The sequence below is a fragment of the Quisquiliibacterium transsilvanicum genome, assembly GCF_014202215.1.
Taxonomy (GTDB): domain Bacteria; phylum Pseudomonadota; class Gammaproteobacteria; order Burkholderiales; family Burkholderiaceae_E; genus Quisquiliibacterium; species Quisquiliibacterium transsilvanicum.
In genome coordinates this window covers 1-18,106 of sequence record NZ_JACHGB010000006.1, presented here as the reverse complement: position 1 = coordinate 18,106, position 18,106 = coordinate 1, and the positions used below count along the sequence as shown (strand labels likewise).

Genomic DNA, 18,106 nt, shown 5'->3' with positions numbered 1-18,106 from the left:
GTCATGACTCGACTCCACACGCTATGGAGCGACCGCTACGGTCGCGCCGCCGAAGCTCCCGACGCCGCCGGCGCGTCGTCGATCCTCGAGCACCTGCTGGCCCATCGCACGGTGCGTGCCTATCTCGACGAGCCGCTCGCTCCCGGCGTGCTGGCCGCGTTGATGGCGGCAGCGCAGTCGGCCGCCACCTCGGCCAACCTGCAGGCCTGGAGCGTGATCGCGGTGGAGGATCGCGAGCGCAAGGCGCGTCTCGCGGAGTTCGCGGGTTCGCAGGCGCACATCCGTGAGGCGCCGCTGCTCCTGGTCTGGCTCGCAGATCTCTCGCGTCTCGACCGCGGCGCCGGCCGCTGCGGGCTGCCCTCCGATGGCAACCGCTACCTGGAGATGTTCCTGGTGGCCGTCATCGATGCGGCCCTCGCCGCCCAGAACGCCGTGCTCGCCGCGGAGGCAATGGGCCTGGGCACCTGCTACATCGGCGCGATGCGCAACAAGCCGGAGCAGGTCGCCGCGGAACTCGGGCTGCCGCCGCGCGTGTTTCCCGTCTTCGGCCTCACCGTCGGCCGGCCGGATCCGAAGCGGCCCGCAGCGATGAAGCCTCGCCTGCCGCAGGCGGTCGTCCTGCATCGGGAGACCTACCGGGCCGACGACGATGCCGAGGCGCCCGCCGTTCGCGACTACGAGGACGTGATGCAGGGCTTCCAGCGAAGCCAGTCGATGAAGGAGATTCCCTGGTCGCGGCAGGCCAGCGAGCGCGTGTCCGGGCCCGGGAGCCTGTCGGGGCGTCATCGGTTGGCCGAAGCCATTCGGGCTCTCGGGTTCGAGCTGGACTGAATCCTGCGCGGCCGTTCCGGGCGCCGGGCGCCCGGCGCCGCTGGCCGCGCCGCCGCTGGGGCTCGCGCTCGCGCGGCGCGCCCTCAGGCGGGGCCCAGCGCCTCCGCCAGCGCCCGGTCGAATGCCTCGGCGCGCTCGAACTGCACCCAGTGCCCGGCGCCGGGGATCAGCGCCAGCGAGCGGAAGCCGGGAGCCAGCGCCAGCGCCGGTTCCAGGCGCTGCTGCACGCCGCGGTAGAGCGCATCCTCTGCGCCCCAGATGCCGTGGACCGGGCAGGTCAGCTGCGGCAGCGTGTGCCGGAGGATGTCGGTCTTCGCCAGCCGGCGCAGCTTCATCCGGTCCCGCGGCAGGTTCGCGGCATGCAGCGCCAGCGCCAGCGCGTCGATCGATTCCGGGCGGGCCAGCATCAGCGTGGCCAGGTTCTCCCTCAGCACCGCGTCGAGCTCATCGCCCGGCGGAAGGTGGGTCCAGGGCTTGAGCTCCAGTTTCCATTCCGGGTTGATGCCGAGCGCGGGCGCGCCCGAGATCACCAGCCGCCGGACGCGCTCCGGCCGCTGCGCCGCCATGAATACGGCGACCATGCTGCCGAAGGAGAATCCGACCAGGTCCACCGGCGCATCGCCGAGCAGCTGCTGCAGCGCGGCCTCCATCGGTCCGGGCAGGGCATCGGCGTCGCCGCCCCGCGGCGGGCGCGCCGACTCCCCGAAGCCAGGGAGATCCGGGATCCAGACCTGCCGGCCCGCCCGCACCAGCGCGCCGATGTTGCGCACCCAGTGGTTCCAGCTGCCGGATCCGCCGTGAAGCAGCACCACGGGCGCACCCTCGCCCCAGCGCCGCCAGGCCATCGTGCCGTCGCCGCAGGGCAGCTCGTGGCGCGTGCCGGCGCGCTCGATCGCCTCCGCGTCGGCGATCGAGCGAATGCGTGCAGGCAGCTCGGGTTCAAGTCTCACCAGCGGATCTTATCGGCACGGAAAACCTCAGGGAAAGCCCTTCCTTCCGGATTTCACTCAGGATGCCAGCAGGTTGACGTCGCAATGCGTGCGTGTTCCCATGCCCCGTCTGGAAACGGCCTACAGCCGATCCGATCGGCACAGAACAGGAGAGACAAGCATGACGAACAAGGACAGCACCCTGAACCGGCGAACCCTGCTGAAGTCCTCGGTTGCGCTGGCCGCGGCCCCGGCGGTCATCGGCACCGCCCGGGCCCAGTCCAGCGTCACCTGGAAGGTGCAGGCGCACTGGCCCAAGGCGTCGGCCTCGTTCAAGGACAGCCTCGAGTGGTTCGCCGCCGAGCTCGGCAAGCGCTCCGGCGGCCGCTTCAAGATGCAGCTCTTCGGCGCAGGCGAACTCGCCAAGGACCGCGAGATCTACAACATCGTGTCGCGCGGCGTCGTCGAGATGGGCACCATGTCGGCCGCCTACATCCTCGGCGAGGCGCAGGCCATGGGCCTGGCCTATGGCGTCCCGGGCACGCTGCGCGAGCCCTGGGAAATGGCGCACCTGCTCAAGAACATGGGCGTGGAGGCCCTGGTCAACGAGGAGCTCGCGCCCAAGGGCGTGATCTACCGGACCGAGAAGGCCTACACCACCGAGCTGGTCGTCAACAAGAAGATCAACAGCATGGACGACTTCAAGTCGCTCAAGCTGCGCTCGGCCGGTTCCATGCTCGACTACCTGTCGCTCGCGGGCGCGTCGCCCACGCAGGTCGCAGGTCCGGAGCTCTACCAGGCGATCTCCACCGGCGTGGTCGACGGCGCCCACTGGGGCGCCGCGCAAGGCGCGCTCACGATGAAGCTCTGGGAGGTCGCCCGCTACCACATGAAGCCGGCGCTGGGCATCACCACCGACTGCTACGTCTTCAACAAGGCGGCGGTCGAGAAGCTGCCGGCCGACCTGCGCCTGATCCTCATGTCGCTGGCCGACGAGCGCTTCTTCAGCCGCACCGCCGAGTACCAGCACAAGGAGGCGATCGCGCTGACCAAGGGCCGCACCTCGATGAAGGTCGAGGTCGTGCAGTGGCCCGACGCGGTGCAGAAGAAGTTCGCAGAGGCCTCGGATGCCATCCTCGCGAAGGAAGAGGCCAAGGGCGAGCGCGCGAAGAAGGGCGCCGCGGCGCTCAAGACGCTGATGAAGGACCTCGGCTACGTCTGAGTCCGGGCGACGGCGGCGCCCGGCTTGCGCCGGCCGCCGCAGTTGCCGGATGACCTGTCCGAATCGGCGCGCCGGGCATGAGCTGCCCGGCGCGTCCGCGTGTCTAGCCCACTGATCGAGAGGGTCCAGATGTTCCTCAAATTCGCCAGGGCCGTCACGACCCTGAACCACTGGATCGCGCGGACGGCCGCCTGGCTGATCCTGCCGATGTTCGCGATGCTGCTGATCGACGTCGCGATGCGCTACGCGGTCGGCCGGCCGAGCATCTGGACGTCCGAACTCACACAGCTCGTGTTCGGCGTCTACGGCGTGATCGCCGGCGGCTGGCTGCTCGCCGAGCGCGGGCACGTCAACGTCGACATCTTCTACGGCGCTTACTCCGTCAGGCGCAAGGCGCTGGTCGACGTCTGCACCTCGGTGCTGTTTTTCCTCTTCCTGGCGGTGCTGATCTGGCAGGGCAGTTCGATGGCCTGGGAGTCGGCGATGAAGATGGAAACCTCGCAGAGCATCTGGAACCCGCAGGTGTGGCCGGTGAAGCTCGCCGTGCCGGTGGCCGGCGTGCTGGTGCTGCTGCAGGGAATCATCCGGCTGGTGTCGGACGTCCGCGTGCTGATGGGGCTGCCGAACGACGAAGCGGTCTTCGGCAAGCAGGCCTCCGACCAACCCGCGCACTGAGACCAGGGAGCCAACGTGTCGGTCGAACTCATCACCTTCCTGTTCTTCGGGTCTCTGCTGTTCTTCCTGCTGCTCGGCGTGCCGCTGGCCTTCGTGCTCGGCGGCATCTCGATCATCTTCCTGTTCTTCTCGATGGGCCCGGTGAGCTTCTACATCGTGGCCTCGAAGTTCTGGGAGTCGATGACCAGCTTCACGCTGATCGCGATACCGCTCTACGTGTTCATGGCGATGCTGCTGGAGAGATCCGGGGTGGCGCACGCGCTCTACCGGATGATGCACCTCTGGTTCGGCGGCATGCGCGGCGGCCTGGCCATCGGCACGGTGGCGATCTGCGCGATCTTCGCCGCGATGAGCGGCATCAGCGGCGCCGCGGTGGTCACCATGGGCACAATCGCGCTGCCGCGAATGCTCGAGCGCGGCTACGACACCAAGCTCTCGCTGGGCGCGATCAACGCCGGCGGCGGCTGGGGCATCCTGATCCCGCCGTCGATCCCCATGGTGCTGTACGCGATGATCAGCGAGGTCTCGGTGGGCCGGCTGTTCGCCTCCGGCATCGGCCCCGGCATCCTGCTGTTCGTGCTCGTGACGATCTACATCGCCGTGCGGGCCTGGCTTCAGCCCTCGATCGCGCCGGCGCTGCCCCCGGAGGAGCGCGGCGACTGGAAGGAGAAGCTGGATTCGCTGAAGGCCGTGCTGCTGCCGATCATGATCGTGGTGATGGTGCTGGGCGCCATCTTTGGCGGCCTGGCCACGCCCACCGAGGCGGCTGCCATCGGCGTGTTCGGCGCGATGATCGCCGCGGCGATGAACAAGCAGCTGTCGGTGGAGGTGATGCGCGTCTCGGCGATGGCCACGCTTCGCCTGACCGCGCTGATCATGTGGATCCTGTTCGCGGCGCACGCGTTCTCTACTGCGTACAGCACGCTGGGGGCGCACGAGTTCATCCAGGACCTGATGGCGCTGATCCCCGGCGGCAAGTGGGGCGCGCTGGCCTTCATGATCTTCGTGCTGTTCCTGCTCGGCATGGTGCTCGACCCCGTGGGCATCATGCTGATCACGCTGCCGGTGTTCCTGCCGGTGATCGACGCGCACGGCTTCGACCCGATCTGGTTCGGCGTGATCTTCATCATCATGATGGAGATCGGCTACATGACGCCGCCCTTCGGTTTCAACCTCTTCTACATCAAGGGGGTGGCGCCACCGCACGTGGGCATGGGCGAGATCTACAGGTCGGTGATCCCGTACGTGATCGTCACGCTGATCGGGGTGCTGCTGATCATCATGTTCCCCGACATCGCGCTCTACTTCCCGAACCTGTTCTTCGGCAAGGGTTGAGCGCCCGCCGCGGGCCCGGGACGTCTCCGGGCCCGCGGCGGCGCGGGCATCACCCTACGCGCATTCCAGCGAAGCGCATCACCGTGCTCGCGCCCAGCAGCAGCGTGAACAGCAGCGCCGACGCGACCGGCCAGGCCTTCAGGAAGCTCCTGCGCGGCATGCCGGCCAGCAGCAGCCCGACAGAGGCCAGCAGTCCCAGAGCGACGGCTGCCGCGGTGATCGTTCCAATGCTCATCTGGTCGGTTTCTGTTGGGTTTGGTCGACGTTTGCGGTGCAGGGTGGATGAGTGCATGCGCCGCCGCGAGCGCCGGATGACGAGCGGCCGCATCGGCCCGATGCAGCGGGCGTAGACTGCCGGCATGCCCTCGTCGGCACGTCCCGGACCCGCCCGAATGACCCCAGCCCTGCATCTCGATACCGAACCCCGCGTCACCGAACTCTCCAACGGCGTGCGGGTGGTCGCGCTGCCCCTGCCGCACCTGGACAGCGCCAGCGTCAGCGTGTTCGTGCGCACCGGCAGCTGCCACGAGCACCTGTCTGGCAGCGGCATCAGCCACGTCGTCGAGCACATGGCCTTCAAGGGCACGCACACCCGCAGCTGCCAGCGGATCAATCTGGACGCGGAGCGGCTCGGCGCCGAGGTCAACGCGCACACCGACAAGGACCACACCGCATATCACATGCGCGGATTGGCGCGTGACGCCGGCGCCTTCGTGCGCATGCTGGCCGACATCGTCCGCAACGGCAGCTTTCCCGAGGCAGAGCTCGAGCGCGAGCGCCAGGTTATCCTGCAGGAGCTGGCCGAGGACGACGACGACGCGTTCTCGGCCGCCTACCGGCTGTTCGACCGGCTCTGCTACGGCAGCCATCCGCTGGCGCGGCCGGTCATCGGGCTGCGCCGCAACATCGAGCGCTTCACGCGTGACGAACTGCTCGCCTACGTCCGGCATCAGTATTCCGGTGTCAACCTGGTGGTGGCCGCGGCAGGACGGATCGACCCGGAGGCCGTGGTGCGCGAGGCGGAGGCTGCCTTCGGCGACATGCCACGCGGCACGGAAAACCGGATCGCGCCCCCGGCCTGGCACGGCGGCTTCGCGGTCCGGCGCATGGCCGGGGTCAGCCAGTCGCACGTGCTGCTCGGCTACCCGGCGGCGCCGTTCACCGAGGATGGACACCACGCGGTCGTCGTCGCGTCGGCGCTGTTCGGGGAGGGAATGAGTTCGCCGCTGCTCGACGAGATCCGCGAGCGGCGCGGCCTGGCCTATTACGTCGCCTGTTCGACCGACCTGAACGAATGGGCAGGGCAGTTCGTGATCGAGGCCTCGATGGGGCCGGAGAACGTCGAGGCCTTCGCCGACGAGGTGCTGCGGCTGCTGCGCGCGCAGGCCGAGGCCATCGAGCCGGTCGCCCTCGAGCGCGCACGCAACCAGATCGCAGTGCGCCGGGTCCACGTCCGTGAGCGGCCCTATCGCCGGCTCGAAGAGGCGGCGCTCGATCTGTTCGCCCTCGGGCGAGTGCGCACGCAAGCCGAGCGCCTGGAGCGGATGATGGCGGTCAGCGCCAGGGAGCTGCGCGAGGTCTTCGCGGGCATGATGGGCGATCCGCTGGCCGTCTCGGTCGCCGGCAAGGTGCGCGCCCCGGCGCAGGCGCACCTGAAGTCGCTGACCCAGGCGCCAGCATCGAATCCTTCCGTTGCATCCATGGAGAGCAGCCGATGAGCACCCCCTATGCATTCACCGTCGAACTCGGGCAGCCGATCGGGCTGGCGATGGAGACCCTGCGCGCGGCGCTTGCTGCCGAGCAGATGGGCATCGTCAGCGAGGTCGACGTCCAGGCCACGCTGAAGGCCAAGCTGGGCCTGGACAGCCCGCCGGCGCGCCTGGTCGGGGTCTGCAGCCCCAGGATCGCCCACCAGCTGATGAGCATCGACCCGGACCTTGCGGCGCTGCTGCCCTGCGGCTGCGGTGTCAACGAACTGGTACCGGGCCGCACCCGGATCGCGCTGCAGGATCCGCGAATGATCGCGGCAGCCTCCGGCAACGCCGCGGTGGCCGAAGCGACCGAGGAGGTCCGGGCTGCGCTCGAGCGGGTGGTGGCGCGATTGCGCGAGGCGGGCTGATCCCGCCGCTTCGCCGCCCGCCGCTTCCCCTCCCGGCGCGTGCTCGCCGGGTCGAGGCAGGCTTGAATTCCGTCGATCCCGGAGCCACCTCCCGGGCAGACGTCTGCGCATCCAGCTACAAGGAGCCACATCGATGAAGAAGACCGCAGCCATTGCCGCCGTCGCCGCAGCGCTGGCCTTCGTTCCCGCCGCACAGGCATCAGGGTCGGGCGGTGACGTCAGGCACTTCAAGGGCAAGCCCTCCGCGACGCTGCCCGACGCGGTGCGCAACCTGTCGGAGTCGAACGCCCGGCTGGAGCGACTGCTGAAGGGCCCGGTCGACGACGTCGCCATTGCCGAGATCCATCAGCTCACCTACACGATGGAAAACGGCCTGGAGAAGCTCCGGAAGGAGCTCGACACGCTCGCCGAGACGCTGGAGCACCTGCACAAGGCCTCCGAAAAGATGGAGCGCGAGAAGGTCCTGCGCCACGGCGCCGACTATCTTTCGGTGTCGCGCCAGGTGATCAAGTGAGTCGGTAAGCGGCTGGCTGCGCGCGGGCAGCGGCCGATCCTGGAAGGTGGTGGGCATGCAGATTCCCGATTACTACGCGAAGCTGGGCGTCGCCAGGGATGCCAGCAAGGACGACATCCGGAAGGCCTACCGGAGGCTGGCGCGCAAGTTCCATCCCGACGTCAGCAAAGAGGCCGATGCTGCAGCGCGGATGGCTGAGATCAACGAGGCCAACGAGGTCCTGTCCGATCCCGAAAAGCGCGCGGTCTACGACCAGGTGGGGCACCAGGCCTGGGCGCAGGGCGCGCGTAGCGCGGACGACGTGCGCCCGCCGCCGGGCTGGGGGCAGGGCTTCGGCGGTCGGGGCGCAGGTGCCGACGCAGGTGTCGGTGCCGGTCACGCCGGACCCGGCTTCAATGGCGGCGATTTCGGCCAGGACCACAGCGAGTTCTTCGAGGAGCTGTTCGGACGCGCCGCGCGCGAGCGCGCCCGCCGCAGCGCATCGCAGGCCGGCCGCGGCCCGGAGTCCTGGCGTGGCGAGGACCAGCACGCAGAGCTCGCGATCGACCTCGAAGAGGCTTATCGGGGCAGCGAGCGCACCCTGCGCCTGGAGGGCATGCGTATCGACGCCCACGGCAGGGCGGCGCCCGAGGTGCGCACCCTCGACGTGAAGATCCCCGCGGGCGTGGCCGAGGGGCAGCTGATGCGCCTGGCCGGCCAGGGGCACCCGGGCTTCGGCGGCGGCGCGGCCGGCGACCTCTTCCTGAAGATACTCATCCGCCCCGACCCGCATCATCGGGTCAGCGGCCGGGACGTGCACATGCGGGTGGCGGTCACCCCCTGGGAGGCTGCGCTCGGTGGCGAGGTCACGGTGCGCACGCCGGCGGGCCGCATCTCGGTGACGGTCCCGGCCGGCTCGGTGGCGGGCCGCAAGCTGCGCATCAGGGGCAAGGGAATTCCGGGGGCGCGGCCAGGCGATCTCCTGATGGAGCTCGACATCGCAGTGCCCAGCGCCGTCACCGCCGACCAGAAGGCCGCCTGGGAAGCGCTGGCGAAGGCGTATCCGGGCTTCGATCCGCGCCCGGCCTGAGCCGCATTTCACCGAAGCGAAGGAGACGAGCATGTCGCCAGGTTTCCCGCCCGACCCGATCGGAGAGATCGAGGTCATCGAGGGCGAGATGCTGCGCATCGACGAGATCGCCCGCCTGTGCAGCGTCAGCGTCGAGTGGGTGCTGGGCCACGTCCATGGCGAAACCCTGCTGGCCGAGTGGCGTGAGGGGGTCTGCTACCTGTCGAGCACGGCGCTATGGCGCGCGCGGCAGATCGCGTCGATCGAGTCCCGTTTCGAGGCCGACCCGCAGCTCGCGGCGCTGGTAGTGGACCTGATGGACGAGGTGCGCGAACTGCGCGCCAGGCTGGCGCTGTACGAGCGCTGATCGCATCGGGCTCGACCGGCGCGCCCGCCGCCGGCCTGTTTCAGGGCTGCTGCCGCGCCGCGCCGAGCAGGTCCGCGTCCGCGTGGTACTGGCGCCGCCAGCCCGCGAACCCGCAGACGTGAGGCTTCGCGCCGTTCATCTTGTGCGGCTTGCAGAGCAGGCAGCCCGCGCGGGCGTTCTTCGGTTTCTTGCGTTTGTGGTTCATCGCTGCAGCCGATCCAGGTTACGGAGTCGACGGGCTGGGGACTGTACTAGAGATGCGGACCGGCAGCCACCGCCGGGCGTGAGCGTGCCCGACTTGGACGGGCGTGCGTTCAGCCCTCGGCCGGTTCCAGCGCCAGCGCGTACGCCGCCTCGGTCTCCAGTGCCGCCCCGGCTGCCATCCAGGCGGCGACTTGGGCTGCCGCGGCCTTCGCGGCCAGTTCCTGCATGGCATGTGCCCTGGCGCGCAGTTCCGCGGGCTCCTCGGCATCCACGCCGGACACGCGCGACGCTGCCTGGCCGTAGCCCAGCAGCATCGCCACCGTCGACCAGCGCTGCTCCCGGGCGGCCAGGCAGGCGGCGGTCGCCGCGTATCTGCTGCCGAGGTCGTAGCGGACGATCAGCGGCGCCGCGCGTGCCAGCGCCTCGCGAGCCGCCTGCGTGTCTGACCCGAAGAGATGGGCAGTCGCCAGGCTGCCAAGGGAGAAGGCCAGGAAGATGCCGCGGGTTGGCAGCGCATCCAGCCGGCTGGCTGTGTCGCGCAGCGTATCGACTGCGAAGTCGAGTTCACCCGTGGTGATGGCAATGCTGGCCATCGTCCAGGCCAGCACGCCTTCCCATTGCGTGGCGCCGCAGACGGACAGCAGGGCACGCGCCTGGCCGTACAGGTCCATGGCCTCGTCGTAGCGGCAGGCCCCCATCGCCAGGCGCGCGCTGGCGCTGAGCAGCTGTGCGCGCACGCGCGGCGGTGCGTGCGGATCGTGCAGGCGTCGCATCTCGTCGAGCACCGCCTCCTGCTGAGCGTCGGGCGCGGTGGTGCCGGGGATCAGCAGCAGCAGTGTCATCCCCAGGGTGGCCGGATCGCCGGCCTGCCGCAGCAGCGCTGCAGCGTGCTGGGCGGCGGCGCGGGCGCGCTGCTGCTGCGACCAGATCAGCATCCAGGCGTAGGTGTGCAAGAGGCGCCCGTGGGCCAGCGGCGGCGTGCGCTCGCTGACGCATGCCAGTGCGGCCGCGCAGTAGCGCGCGCCTTCGGGCTGCTGTGACAGCGCCTCGCGCCACAAGGGGCCGGCGTCGCCCACCATGCGCACCGCCAGCTCGGGGTCATGCGCCAGCGCCCAGTCCATCGCGGCACGCAGATTGGCCTGATCAGGCCAGTAGCGCTCCAGCATGGCGGCGTCCGACAGCAGCCAGTAGTCCTGCGCCGCCTCCTCCAGGAGCCGCCCAAAGAGACGCGCGTGGCGCTCGAGAACGGCGGCCGTCTCGCCGGCCTGCGCCAGGCTCTCCAGCGCATACGCGCGGGTGGTCTCCAGCAGGCGCAGGCGCGGCGGATCGTCGGCGTCGGCGAGCACGAAGGACTTGTCGACCAGCGCGCCCAGCTGGTCGAGGACGGCCCATCGGTCGATACTCTCGCCAGCAGCCACGTCCCGAGCGCATTCGGCGGAGAAGCTGCCGGCGAAAGCGCCCAGGCGGCGGAACACCGTCTGTTCGTCGGACGTCAGCAGGCCGTGGCTGAAGGCGAGTGCCGCGCGCAGCGTCTGGTGCCGTGGCAGCTTCAGCCGCGAGCCGCCGGCCAGTACCTCGAAGCGTTCGTCGAGCCGCGCCAGCAGGCCCTCGAGCCCCAGCAGCGGCACCCGCACTGCGGCCAGCTCGAGCGCAAGCGCGATTCCGTCCAATCGCTGGCAGAGGGCCGCCACCCGCGGGGCATTGGCCTCGGTCAGCGTGAAGTGCGGCGCCGCCGCCTGGATGCGATGCACCAGCAGCTGCACCGCGCCGCTGCGCTGCACGTCGCCCAATGTGGGCGACGACGGCAGCGACAGCGTGCCCAGCCGGAACACCCGCTCGTGCATGCACCTGAGCGGCGCCTGGCTGGTGACCAGCACCCGCACCCGCGGCGCGGCGTCGTTGATTGCCTGCACCAGAGAGGCCACGGCCTCCAGCACATGCTCGCAGTTGTCCAGCAGCAGCAGTGCGTCCTGGCGCCGCAGCACGTCGACCGCAGTCCCGACCGGCGTCTGCCCAGGCGCCACCTGGAAGCCGAGCGTCTGCAGGACGGCCGGCGCCACCAGCTCGCCGCGGGTGAGCTCGGCCAGGTCGACCGCCCACACGCCGTCTGCGTGCTCGGCCCGGCGCGCGTCTGCCACCGCCCTCGCCAGGTGGGTCTTGCCCACGCCGCCGGCGGCGACCAGGGCCACGGTGCGGTGGCTGTCGAGCAGCGCGCGCAGCTGCGCCAGTTCGGCATCGCGGCCGTACAGGGGAGGCAGCGCCACGGGCAGGTTGCTGCTTCGGCGGGCCCGGGCAGCCGACGCCGGCGGACGCTGCGGTGCCGCGGCATCGCGCGTGCCCTTCGCAGTGTCGGCGCCTTCACTTCGGACCCTCATCGCCAGGCGGTAGCCGCGCCCGGGGATCGTCGCGATCGCCCTCGGGCCCAGCACGCGGCGCAGGCTGCTGACCTGCACCTGCAGGTTGTTCTCCTCGACCATAAGGCCGGGCCAGACGCGCTCGAGCAGCTCGTTCTTCGTCACCACGCGGTCGTGGTGGGCCACCAGCGTCAGCAGCACGTCGAAGGCGCGTGAGCCGATGGAAATGGGGGCATCGCCTGCAAGCAGCCGGCGCTCCTGCGCCCTGAGCTCAAAACCGTCAAACAAGTATCGCAAGCCCAGGCTCCGGAGATCGGTCATGCCGGCGGACCGGCGCATCGAAAGCCGCCCGATTCGCGGGGGGCGGCAAGATCGTTTCAGGAATTTTCAGGACTCTCAAGGACGAGGGGTCTCTCAGCGGGAAAAATAACCTGCAGCCCTGAAGAGTGCCCGCTACCCTTCGGATCTGCGTCAAGCACCTTTCGCAACGAAAATGGACGCCGAAATGTCGATCAAGAGCACTTGCTTTCTCTCGGCGCCGTCCCTGCCGGGCGTGGCTGCCGCAGGGCGCAGTATCAACCCAAGGAACGGAAAGCCGAGCCCCATGAAAGCATCTGCATCCAGACATCTCCTCGCCTGTGCCCTGCTGGCAGGCAGCGCAAGCGCCTTCGCCGAGGTCGTGTCAGACCAGCAGACGGGGCCGCTCGTCGTTTACACCGGCAATCTCGCGTTCACCCCGTGGGCCTGGCAGCAGGAGGTGATCGTCGGTGTCGGCGGCCTTCTCTCCAGGGTGGATTTCGGCATTCAAGACGGGGTCGGCGGCCACACGCTGCGCTTTGCGATCAACCGCGGCAGCGGATGGCAGTCGGATGCCGACGACTTCAGCACCACCTTCACCGCGATCAACGGCACCAATACGGTGGACCTGTCGGGCGCAGGACTGAGTTTCGCGGCGGGCGAGCGTTTTGCGCTGGAGTTCCAGGCCACCACCGATAACCAGTACATGGGCCTGCACATGGCCGCCGCGGGCAGCTATCCGGGCGCCCTGCAATTTTCGTATAACGGGGGGCAGCCGACGCTTTCTTACGAGAACAGGCCGGCGGTTTTCACCACCTACATGGACAACAGCATCGCCGCCACGGTCCCGGAACCGGGAACCCTGGCCATGGTCATGCTGGGACTGGGCGTTGCCGGATGGACCGCACGCGGCAGGGCTGCCGGCACCCCGCCGGCATCGGCCTGAAGGCCGCCTGAGTCTGGCGGCCACCAACTGGCACAAGACGATCGACCTCAGCGCCACGTTGATCACGGCGTCGGCTTACGAGAATACGACTAACGCCCAGGGCATCGCCATCGATTGGTACGCCCTGGACTTCGGCGCGTCGAACGATTCGCCCAACGGCGGCAGCTGGACCTGGGACATCCTGTACGCTGGTGCCACGACGGGGCCGGTGGGTGAGAATCAGGCCGTCCCCGAACCCGCCTCCGCGGCACTGCTGCTGGCCGGACTTGCAGGCACGGCCGTGTTCCGTCGCCGCAAGGAGGACTGAAACGCTGCAGGCGGCACCAGGCTGTTGCGGCGCTCCCGCATCTGCCTGGTGAGCCGCCGCGGGCAAGGAGTCATGTGCCGAGAAACCGTGAGGGAACCGTGTCCCGCAAAGGGCTGAGGCCGTGGGCGACCTGCATGGTCCTCGTTGCCGCATTGGCTCTGCCCGCGTGTTCCAAGGATTCGACGGGCGTGCCGGTGCAGCGGGACGCGGAGCCCCATCAAGGCAACGTGGCCAATGCAGGTGCAGCGACTGCAGAAGCAGTGGCGCGCGCGGTCCAAGCCGACGCAGCGACCCTGTGGCGACGCAGCGGCGAGGGCGCCGGCCTGACGGTGCGCACCGAAAGCGTGACCTGGCGCGACGGCGCCCTCGGCTGCCCGTCGTCCGACCGCATGTACACGCAGGCCCTGGTGCCTGGCTGGCGGATCGTCGTCACCGACGGCTCACGCAGCGCGACGTATCACGCCTCGCGCAGCGGCCGCTGGCTGCTCTGCCCTCCGGAACGGGCGCAGGCGCCGCTGCCGGGCTCGGACTGATCGGTTCGGACCCCTCTTAGCCCACATGATCATCTACCAGGCCAGCAAGCGGCAGTTCCTGCACCACGCGCTGCGTGAGGACATCGAGGACGTCGTCAGCCGCCAGTACCGCAGTGCCACGGGCCACGGCGTGAGCCCGGCCGAAGTGCGGGCCTGGAAGCACTCGCTGCTCGAGATGGCCAAGGTGCTGGGCGACGAGGAGATCCCCGAAGACGCTGGCGTGGCCATCGAGTACCAGCTTCCGCAAAGCTCCAAGCGCATCGATTTCGTGATCACCGGCGAAGACGCGGACGCTCGCAGCAAGGTCGTCATCGTCGAGCTCAAGCAGTGGTCCGAGTCGCGCCGCAGCGAGAAGGATGCCGTCGTGTGGGCGCGCCGCGGCGGTGCGGGCGAGCGCGAGGGGCCGCATCCGTCATACCAGGCGTGGTCCTACGCCGCCTACCTGGAGGACTTCAACGCTGCGGTGCAGGACGGCGCCATGACGCTGCAGCCCTGCGCCTACTTGCACAATCACCCGCGCGACGGCGAGATCGACCACCCGCACTACCGTGACCATCTGGCGCGGGCGCCCTTGTTCCTGGCACGTGAGCACAGCAAGCTGCAGGCCTTCATCCGCGAGCACGTGCGCCACGGCGATCGCAAGGGGGCTCTGTACGCGATCGAGAACGGGCGCATCCGACCGTCGAAGATGCTGATCGACAGTGTGGCAGGGCTGCTGCAGGGCAAGCCCGAGTTCGTGCTGATCGACGACCAGAAGGTGGTGCACGAGACCATCCTGCAGGTCGATACCCAGGCGGCAGAGCGCAAGCAGGTCGTGATCGTGCAGGGCGGACCGGGCACAGGAAAGTCGGTGGTCGCCATCAACCTGCTCGGTGCGCTCATCGGGCGCGGACGCAATGCGCGCTACGTTTCCAAGAACGCCGCGCCGCGCGCCGTCTATGAAGCCAGGCTGGCGGGCACCTTCACCAGGACCCGCATCGGCAACCTGTTCAGCGGCTCTGGCGCCTTCGTCAACGACGAGGTTGACACCTACGACACCCTGATCGTCGACGAGGCGCACCGGCTGAACGAGAAGAGCGGCCTGTACCGCAACCTCGGCGACAACCAGGTGAAGGAACTGATCAGGGCTGCGCGCTGCACCGTGTTCTTCGTCGACGACGACCAGCGGGTGACCTTGCTGGACATCGGCCACACCGAAGAGCTTCGACGCCAGGCGCGCGAGCTCGGCGCCGAGATCACCGAGCTCGAGTTGTCGTCCCAGTTCCGGTGCAACGGATCGGATGGCTACCTGGCGTGGCTGGACAACACGCTCGACATCCGCGAGACCGCGAACCCGACCCTGGACACCCGCGAGTACGACTTCCGGGTGTTCGACAACCCGGCCGACCTGCACGCACTGATCGAGCTGAAGAATCGCGCCAACAACCGTTCGCGCGTGGTGGCCGGCTACTGCTGGAAGTGGCCGAGCAAGAGGGACCCGCAAGCCTGGGACATCGATCTTCCGCAGTTCCACTACCGGCGCCGCTGGAACCTGGACAAGGACGGCAGCCTGTGGATCGTGATGCCGGGGTCGGTGGAGCAGGTGGGTTGCATCCACACCTGTCAGGGGCTGGAGCTGGACTACGTGGGCGTCATCATCGGGCCGGACCTGGTCTTCCGCGACGGACGGATCGTGACCGATGCGACGAAGCGAGCGCCGTCGGACCAGTCCGTCAAGGGGCTCAAGGGAAAGCTGAAGACCGATCCTGAAAACGCCCGCGCGCTGGCCGACACCATCGTCAAGAACACCTATCGCACCCTGATGACGCGAGGCATGAAGGGCTGCTACGTGTACTGCACCGATGCGCCGCTGGCAGCCTACCTCCGGTCTCGGCTTCGCGCCGTGTCGGAGATGGCGCCCCCCGACGTTCCGGAGGCGCTCTCCTCGGCGCTTGCGGGTGCGCCGTCCAAGGTCGTCCCCTTGCGGCCAGTGTCGAAGGAAGACCGGGCGGCCGGCGTGGCTGCAGTGCCGGTCATCGACCTGCGCTTTGCGGCAGGCGCCGTCTCGGACGCGCAGGTCCTCGACCATGCGGCCGACGACTGGGTGGCATTGCCGGACTGGGTGCGACCGCAGCCCGGGCTGTTCGTCGCGCGGGTGGTGGGCGAGTCGATGAACCGCCGCATCCCGAACGGTTCATGGTGCCTGTTCCGCGCCAACCCGCCGGGAACGCGCGAGGGCAAGGTGGTCGTGGTGCAGCACCGCAGCATCGCGGACCCGGAGACCGGGGGGCAATACACCGTCAAGCGCTATGCGAGCGAGAAGATGCCGGGCGAGGATGGCGCCTGGCAGCATCTGCGCATCACTCTGCATCCGGACTCCGATCGACCGGGATTCGAGCCGATCGAGATCCGCCTGGGCGAAGGCGAGGACGAGTTCTCGGTCGTGGCCGAGCTGTTGCTGGTCTTGCCGACGGTCGGCGACTGACTGGATTGTCTTTACAGCTTTAAGGCAGTATTCTGAGAATACAAATCAAAAACTGTAAGTTCAACTTACAGCATAGGATATGTATGACTCGGTTCACCGTGCGCACTGCAGACCAGTTGCCCCCGCTGCTTCAGGCTTTCCGAAAGGACGCAGGCCTCACCCAGAGCGAAGTCGCATTGCGCCTGGGCGTCTCGCAGCAAACCTACTCTGCCATGGAACGAAATGCGGACAAGGTGGGCACCGCGAGGCTGCTGAAGCTGCTGAACATCCTGGGGGCGGAATTGATCCTCGGCAAGCCCTCGCCCGCACCGGCGCCCGCGCGGCCTGGTACGTCGACCTTGCCTGGCACTGATCGATCCATCTGGTAAGCATGGGTCGCCGTTCTCATACCCGGACACTGGGCCTCTGGATGAACGGGGCCCATGTCGGCGCCTGGAGCCTGGCGCCCAATGCGCCCGACACGCTCCAGTACGACCTCGCCTGGACGCAGTCGGAGCAAGGACGCCCCTTGTCCCTGTCCTTGCCGTTCACGCCAGGCAATGCGCCCCATCGCGGCGCGAAGGTCCGTGCCTACTTCGAGAACCTGCTGCCCGACAGCAAGGACATCCGCGAACGGCTAGCGCGCCGTTTCAGCACCGGGTCGACCGACGCCTTCCATCTGCTGGCCGAAATCGGCCGGGACTGCGTGGGCGCGCTGGAGATCCTGCCCGACGGACAGGTCTCGACCGGCATCTCGCCCTTGCAGGCCGAGCCCTTGAGCGAAGCACGGGTCGCCCAGGTGCTGCGCGGAGCGACGACCTCCAACCCCATGGGATGGGGAACTGAAGACGACCTCCGCATCTCCATCGCGGGCGCCCAGGAGAAGACGGCCCTGCTCCAGCGCGATCGGCAATGGTGTCTGCCGCAAGGTGACACTCCGACCACGCACATCTTCAAGCTGCCCCTGGGGTTGATCGGCGGCATGAAGCTGGACATGCGCGATTCGGTGGAGAACGAGTGGCTGTGCTCGCTGATCCTGAAGGAGTTCGGGCTGCCCGTGGCGAACTGCCAGCCCATGCAGTTCGAGGACCTCAAGGTGCTGGTGGTCGAGCGCTTCGACCGCGCCTGGTGGACGCATCCCTCAGGCGACAACCGCCTCATCCGGCTTCCGCAGGAGGACATGTGCCAGGCTTTGGGAGTGCATCCGGAGGCGAAGTACGAAGCCGACGGCGGGCCCGGCATGGACCGCATCCTGGACGTGCTGGATGGCTCCATGACCCGGGAGAAGGACCGGCGCGACTTCTTCAAGGCGCAACTGCTCTTCTGGATGCTTTGCGCCACCGACGGCCACGCCAAGAACTTCAGCCTGTTCCTGCGCCCGGGTGGCCGCTACCAGCTCACCCCGCTGTACGACGTGTTGTCGGCTTACCCGGTCCTGGGGGAAGGGCCATCGATGGTTTCCCCCTTCAGGGCCAAGCTGGCCATGGCGGTGCGCTCGAAGAATGCGCACTGGCGAATGCGGGACATCCTGCGGCGGCACTGGCTGGCACTTGGCGCGCGCCACGGCGTGGTAACTGAAGATGGCCGCGAGGTCGCGTTCCTGATCGACGAGGTCGTCTCTCGAACGCCCCAGGTCATCGCCGCCGTGCGTGCCAGGCTGCCCGACGGATTTCCGATGCGGGTGGCAAACAGCATCCTCGACGGTCTGCAGGGCGCCGGGCGCCGGCTTGCGGATCCGGAACGGCTTTGACGATGTCGGTGCCTCAGCGCGGGGGAGTGGGGGGGCGATACGCAGCGAATTGATGCACGGCGCCTACATGGCGCTTACACGACACCGGAAAGCAAAAAGGCCAACCCCGAAGGATTGGCCTAAGTGCTTGATTTTCTTGGTGGCCAAGGGCGGAATCGAACCACCGACACGCGGATTTTCAATGTCGGCTGCTAGGGTTCTCGTTCGGTCCCGAAACTTCCCAAGTTGTTGA

At 68.6% G+C, this 18,106-nt stretch carries 19 protein-coding genes; 15 read left to right on the top strand and 4 right to left on the bottom strand.

Annotated elements, in window-relative coordinates:
- The first annotated feature begins 3 nt into the window (after nucleotides 1–3).
- A complete protein-coding gene (locus tag HNQ70_RS15070; protein ID WP_183969186.1) occupies nucleotides 4–831 on the top strand; it encodes an NADPH-dependent oxidoreductase in 828 nt (275 codons plus the stop codon).
- Nucleotides 832–914: 83 nt separating this feature from the next.
- Here the strand turns inward: HNQ70_RS15070 and HNQ70_RS15065 are convergent, their stop codons facing one another.
- Nucleotides 915–1,781, bottom strand: a complete 867-nt coding sequence (locus HNQ70_RS15065; protein ID WP_343060797.1) for an alpha/beta fold hydrolase — start codon at nucleotides 1,779–1,781, stop codon at nucleotides 915–917.
- 160 nt (nucleotides 1,782–1,941) lie between these two features.
- Between HNQ70_RS15065 and dctP the strand changes: the two genes are divergently transcribed.
- The 3 genes from dctP to HNQ70_RS15050 all read left to right on the top strand — a co-directional run bounded on the left by dctP (nucleotide 1,942) and on the right by HNQ70_RS15050 (nucleotide 4,992).
- Complete coding sequence (gene dctP, locus HNQ70_RS15060) at nucleotides 1,942–2,982, top strand: TRAP transporter substrate-binding protein DctP (RefSeq protein WP_183969184.1); 1,041 nt, start codon at nucleotides 1,942–1,944, stop codon at nucleotides 2,980–2,982.
- A gap of 129 nt (nucleotides 2,983–3,111) precedes the next feature.
- Nucleotides 3,112–3,657, top strand: coding sequence for a TRAP transporter small permease subunit (locus HNQ70_RS15055; protein ID WP_183969182.1), 546 nt, complete (start codon nucleotides 3,112–3,114; stop codon nucleotides 3,655–3,657).
- A 15-nt stretch (nucleotides 3,658–3,672) separates the two neighbouring features.
- A complete protein-coding gene (locus HNQ70_RS15050) occupies nucleotides 3,673–4,992 on the top strand; it encodes a TRAP transporter large permease subunit (protein WP_183969180.1) in 1,320 nt (439 codons plus the stop codon).
- 49 nt (nucleotides 4,993–5,041) lie between these two features.
- Here the strand turns inward: HNQ70_RS15050 and HNQ70_RS15045 are convergent, their stop codons facing one another.
- Nucleotides 5,042–5,227: a hypothetical protein gene (locus HNQ70_RS15045; RefSeq protein WP_183969178.1), complete on the bottom strand. Its 186-nt coding sequence runs from the start codon at nucleotides 5,225–5,227 to the stop codon at nucleotides 5,042–5,044.
- A 157-nt stretch (nucleotides 5,228–5,384) separates the two neighbouring features.
- On the opposite strand from HNQ70_RS15045, the gene HNQ70_RS15040 reads away from it, so the two are divergent.
- From HNQ70_RS15040 to HNQ70_RS15020, 5 genes are all read left to right on the top strand, one after another.
- Entirely contained in the window at nucleotides 5,385–6,710 is a 1,326-nt protein-coding gene (locus HNQ70_RS15040) for a M16 family metallopeptidase (protein ID WP_183969176.1), read from the top strand.
- Entirely contained in the window at nucleotides 6,707–7,111 is a 405-nt protein-coding gene (locus HNQ70_RS15035) for a DUF302 domain-containing protein (RefSeq protein ID WP_183969174.1), read from the top strand. The genes HNQ70_RS15040 and HNQ70_RS15035 overlap by 4 nt, the downstream gene beginning before the upstream one ends.
- A gap of 133 nt (nucleotides 7,112–7,244) precedes the next feature.
- Nucleotides 7,245–7,625 carry a DUF6746 family protein gene (locus HNQ70_RS15030; protein WP_221302836.1) on the top strand — a complete coding sequence of 127 codons (381 nt, stop codon included), beginning with the start codon at nucleotides 7,245–7,247 and terminating at the stop codon, nucleotides 7,623–7,625.
- A gap of 55 nt (nucleotides 7,626–7,680) precedes the next feature.
- Nucleotides 7,681–8,694 carry a DnaJ C-terminal domain-containing protein gene (locus tag HNQ70_RS15025; RefSeq protein WP_183969172.1) on the top strand — a complete coding sequence of 338 codons (1,014 nt, stop codon included), beginning with the start codon at nucleotides 7,681–7,683 and terminating at the stop codon, nucleotides 8,692–8,694.
- A gap of 31 nt (nucleotides 8,695–8,725) precedes the next feature.
- A complete protein-coding gene (locus HNQ70_RS15020; protein ID WP_183969170.1) occupies nucleotides 8,726–9,040 on the top strand; it encodes a MerR family transcriptional regulator in 315 nt (104 codons plus the stop codon).
- Nucleotides 9,041–9,080: 40 nt separating this feature from the next.
- Here the strand turns inward: HNQ70_RS15020 and HNQ70_RS15015 are convergent, their stop codons facing one another.
- Together HNQ70_RS15015 and HNQ70_RS15010 are read right to left on the bottom strand one after the other, a co-directional pair.
- Nucleotides 9,081–9,245: a hypothetical protein gene (locus HNQ70_RS15015; protein ID WP_183969168.1), complete on the bottom strand. Its 165-nt coding sequence runs from the start codon at nucleotides 9,243–9,245 to the stop codon at nucleotides 9,081–9,083.
- Between the two features lie 109 nt (nucleotides 9,246–9,354).
- Entirely contained in the window at nucleotides 9,355–11,895 is a 2,541-nt protein-coding gene (locus tag HNQ70_RS15010; protein ID WP_183969166.1) for an ATP-binding protein, read from the bottom strand.
- A 208-nt stretch (nucleotides 11,896–12,103) separates the two neighbouring features.
- On the opposite strand from HNQ70_RS15010, the gene HNQ70_RS15005 reads away from it, so the two are divergent.
- From HNQ70_RS15005 to HNQ70_RS14980, 6 genes are all read left to right on the top strand, one after another.
- On the top strand, nucleotides 12,104–12,841 hold the full coding sequence (locus tag HNQ70_RS15005; protein ID WP_183969164.1) for a PEP-CTERM sorting domain-containing protein: 738 nt from the start codon (nucleotides 12,104–12,106) through the stop codon (nucleotides 12,839–12,841).
- Nucleotides 12,786–13,148 carry a PEP-CTERM sorting domain-containing protein gene (locus HNQ70_RS15000; protein ID WP_183969162.1) on the top strand — a complete coding sequence of 121 codons (363 nt, stop codon included), beginning with the start codon at nucleotides 12,786–12,788 and terminating at the stop codon, nucleotides 13,146–13,148. Before HNQ70_RS15005 ends, HNQ70_RS15000 begins: the two co-directional genes overlap by 56 nt.
- A gap of 134 nt (nucleotides 13,149–13,282) precedes the next feature.
- Nucleotides 13,283–13,681 carry a hypothetical protein gene (locus tag HNQ70_RS14995; protein WP_183969160.1) on the top strand — a complete coding sequence of 133 codons (399 nt, stop codon included), beginning with the start codon at nucleotides 13,283–13,285 and terminating at the stop codon, nucleotides 13,679–13,681.
- A 25-nt stretch (nucleotides 13,682–13,706) separates the two neighbouring features.
- Nucleotides 13,707–16,145, top strand: a complete 2,439-nt coding sequence (locus HNQ70_RS14990) for a DNA/RNA helicase domain-containing protein (protein WP_183969157.1) — start codon at nucleotides 13,707–13,709, stop codon at nucleotides 16,143–16,145.
- A gap of 83 nt (nucleotides 16,146–16,228) precedes the next feature.
- The gene (locus HNQ70_RS14985) at nucleotides 16,229–16,513 is read left to right on the top strand and encodes a helix-turn-helix domain-containing protein (protein WP_183969155.1); all 285 of its coding nucleotides are present in this window, start codon (nucleotides 16,229–16,231) and stop codon (nucleotides 16,511–16,513) included.
- A gap of 2 nt (nucleotides 16,514–16,515) precedes the next feature.
- Nucleotides 16,516–17,874: a type II toxin-antitoxin system HipA family toxin gene (locus tag HNQ70_RS14980; protein ID WP_183969152.1), complete on the top strand. Its 1,359-nt coding sequence runs from the start codon at nucleotides 16,516–16,518 to the stop codon at nucleotides 17,872–17,874.
- Nucleotides 17,875–18,106 lie beyond the last annotated feature (232 nt).